This window comes from Sphingomonas sp. LH128 (genome assembly GCF_000293195.2).
GTDB lineage: Bacteria > Pseudomonadota > Alphaproteobacteria > Sphingomonadales > Sphingomonadaceae > Novosphingobium > Novosphingobium resinovorum_A.
The window spans coordinates 1-3,350 of the sequence record NZ_ALVC01000371.1; the positions used below are offsets into that span (position 1 = coordinate 1).

The 3,350-nt window shown below is 64.7% G+C and carries 4 protein-coding genes; 2 read left to right on the forward strand and 2 right to left on the reverse strand.

Annotated elements, in window-relative coordinates:
* Positions 1-179 precede the first annotated feature (179 nt).
* Entirely contained in the window at positions 180-1,406 is a 1,227-nt protein-coding gene (locus LH128_RS25195) for an aromatic ring-hydroxylating oxygenase subunit alpha (protein ID WP_008832520.1), read from the reverse strand.
* Between the two features lie 170 nt (positions 1,407-1,576).
* Positions 1,577-2,347: an enoyl-CoA hydratase/isomerase family protein gene (locus LH128_RS25200; RefSeq protein ID WP_008832521.1), complete on the reverse strand. Its 771-nt coding sequence runs from the start codon at positions 2,345-2,347 to the stop codon at positions 1,577-1,579.
* 135 nt (positions 2,348-2,482) lie between these two features.
* On the opposite strand from LH128_RS25200, the gene LH128_RS25205 reads away from it, so the two are divergent.
* Both LH128_RS25205 and LH128_RS25210 read left to right on the forward strand, forming a co-directional pair.
* Positions 2,483-2,908 (forward strand): VOC family protein, encoded by a 426-nt coding sequence (locus tag LH128_RS25205; protein ID WP_327195261.1) that lies wholly within the window; start codon positions 2,483-2,485, stop codon positions 2,906-2,908.
* Between the two features lie 8 nt (positions 2,909-2,916).
* On the forward strand, positions 2,917-3,350 hold a 434-nt coding region (locus LH128_RS25210; protein WP_037521315.1), incomplete at its 3' end, for an MFS transporter.

Here is a 3,350-nt window from a genome sequence, read left to right on the forward strand (position 1 = left end):
CCGCCTTGCGCCCGGCGACGATCACCGTCGCGCCATCGGCGGCAAGGCGGCGCGCGATCACTTGCGCCATGTTGTCCCGGTTGGCCGCGCCGACGACGACGGCGACCTTTCCTGCCAGATCGGCCATGCGTGTTCTCCCGTTATCCTGTTTTCTCGTCCCGCGTGGGAGCGGGGCAAAGTCAGTCCCGCTGTACCCAGTCGCCCAGCACCTGCTCGACGCGCGCGTGTTCCGGCACCCGGTTGAGGCCGATGCGGCGGTCGAGTTCCTCGTGCCAGTGGTAGATGCGGCGCTCCTGATAGTTGAGCGGCATCGCCCTGAAGCCCGGGCTTTCGAGCGATTCCTGGATTTGCGGCGCGTATTGCAGGTCCTCGTAGAGAATACGCTCCCAGTTGCTCAGGCGCGTGGGCCAGAGCGGGTGCGGGTTCTCGGGGTCGTGGTTCGGTGCCAGCCAGCTGGACACCACGCGCGTGCGCTTCGTGCCGATCGGCCAGAACTGCAGGATCGGGATGCCGGTGGGGGCAGGGGGCATGATGAAATTGGGGTAGATCTGGTAGCTGACGTTGTTCTTGGCCGGGAACTCGGTGATCGATGCGATTTCCGGCATGCCCACGGTGCCGGGATCGACCCAGTCGGGGCGCCGGTTCGGCGTCGCCATGCGGCTGTGGCCGTTCGGCCAGAGCGTGATGATCATCGCGCGGTGATCGAGGAAGCGGTCCACCGTGTTCACGTGGATCGACTTGATGTGGTAGACCTCGAGGAAGGCGTCGAGCAGGACCTTGACGTTGCAGTCCACCTCGTAGCTGCGGCTGTCGACGAGGCGCAGCTTCTCAAGCTCGAACTGCTCCAGCTGCTCCGCCATCGGGCCGATGTGTTCCATCAGCGGCTGCGCATCGGGATCGCGGTTGATGAAGATCAGCGAGCCCAGCAGTTCGCAGCGCACCTGTACCAGCGAGCGGCAGGACATGTCGAAATCGACGAAGTCGCGCTTGTCGCGCACCGCCGTCAGCTTGCCGTCGAGGGTATAGCTCCAGCCGTGATAGCCGCAGACGAAGCCGCGCCCTTCGCCCGATTCCTCGGTGACGAGGGGGGCGCCGCGATGCTGGCAGGTGTTGTAGAACGCCTTGACCTCGCCCTGTAGGTTGCGCGCGACGATGATCGGCACGCCCGAATTGCGGGTCAGGAACCAGGAGCCCGGATTTGGCACCTGATCGGTGTGGCCCGCATAGAGCCACGCCTTGTCCCACATCATCTCCTTTTCGAGTTGCAGGAATTCGGGGTCGGTATAGCGGCTGCCGGGAATGTCGGGCAGCTTGGGAAAGCCCTCGGGCGGCCCCTTGCGATCCCGCTCGTAGTCCATCCGCGCGAAATCGTTCTCGGGGCTTTGATCTGCGACCAGATCGAGCATCGGCCTTCTCTCCCTTGCCTTGCACTCCGGTTGGGCGGAGTGGGCCGCAGCAGAATCAAAAAACAGACATGAATGTTTGATTCTGCCGATGTGATGCTTGCGATCCTACCTCCTGCACGATAAAACAGTCAACAGTGATTGTAATTTCACCATCTCGACGAGCGGACGCGTCAGCGCTGGCCGAACTGCGCATCGCGCTTCTGTGCATAGGCGGCGATGCCTTCGCGGCTGTCGGCGCTGGCGAGCGTGGCCTTGCCCCAGGCATTGCCCACCGCGAGCGCCTGTGCGGTGTCCATGCCGGTGGAAAGCTCGTAGAGTTCGCGCCCGTTGGCGATCGCCTGCCAACTGTTCGCCAGCATCGCCTGCGTAACCTCCAGCGCGCGGTCCAGCAGGCGGTCGCCGGGCACGACTTCGGTGACGACGCCAAGGTCGTAGAGGCGGCGGGCGGGGAGCAGTTCGCCGGTCATGATCATCGCCAGCGCCGTGGCGCGGGGGACTTGTGCGGCAAGGCGCTGGATGCCGCCCGCGAAGGCGAAGAGGCCGCGCTTCACTTCGCTCACGCCCATCAGCGCGTGGTCGGCGGCGAAGACCATGTCGCAGGCCATCATGATCTCGAACCCGCCCGCGACAGCGGTGCCGTTGATCGCGGCGATCAGCGGCTTGGTGCGGCGGCGCTCGGTGATGCCGCCGAAGCCGCGGCCGGGGATCAACCCGTGACCGGCGCCGATGCGCTCAGCTTCCTTGAGGTCCATGCCGGCGCAGAAGGCGCGGTTGCCGGTGCCAGTGACGATGATCGCGCCGACCGCCGGGTCCGCCTCGGCCGCCGAGATCGCCTCGTCCATCGCCCGCGAGGTTGCCGCGTCGAGCGCGTTTCGCGCGTCCTCGCGGTTGATCGTCAGCAGGCACACGGCGCCGCGGTGTTCCACGATCAGTCCGGTCATTGCGTTATTCTCCCAAAGTCATCCGCCAATTTCAGGTGGTGTTTTCCGCTTTTCGAATCACGGTAGCATATAAGCTGATCGATAATATGGGATGAGGATAAATTGAAATCTTTCGAAAAACTGCATCATCATGGATTGATAGTCGAAGATATCCATAGATCAATGGACGAATTGGGGCGTGGACTTGGAGTAAATTGGTGTCCTGTCCGCAAGTTCGATCCTTTGCGGGTCTGGTTGCCTGATGCGGGCTGGTCCGAGGCGCATCTTACCGTCACTTATTCGCGGCAGGGGCCGATCCATATCGAACTGATCCAGATGGTGCCCGGTGGCGCCTACGAGGCCTTGCGCGCGGTTTCGCCCGCGCATGTCGGGGCCTGGGTGGACGATGTCGGCGCGGAGGTGGAAGCGCTGCTGGCGGAGGGCTGGCGCCTTATCGCGGCAGGCGCGTCCCCCAAGCATCGCTACGGCCAGATGGCCTATATGGCGCGCGGCGACGGCCCGGTGCTGGAACTCGTGGGCGAGCCGATCCGGCCGATGATCGAAGAATGGATAGGGTCATGAGCGGGGGCATGAGCGGCGTAGCGATCGCCCTGGCCGAACCCGGGGAGCAGGCAGCACCGCTCCCGGTCGATACCGAGTCCGCGCCGAGTGCGGCCGCGTGGTATCTGATCTTCGTGCTCACGCTGGCCTATACCGTCAGCTTTATCGATCGACAGGTGCTCAACCTGCTGGTGGCGCCCTTGAAGGCGGACTTCGGGCTGTCCGACACGCGGCTCAGCCTGTTGCAGGGGCTGGCGTTCACGACCGCGTATATCCTGTTCAGCCCGCTGTTCGGGAGACTGGCGGATACCGGCAGCAGGCGCCGCCTCCTAATCGGCGGCATCGGCCTGTGGAGCCTGGGCACCGGCCTGTGCGGCCTCGCGCGCGGATACTGGCAGCTGTTCTTCGCTCGCGCCGCCGTGGGCGGTGCGGAGGCCAGCCTGACGCCCGCCGCATGGTCGAT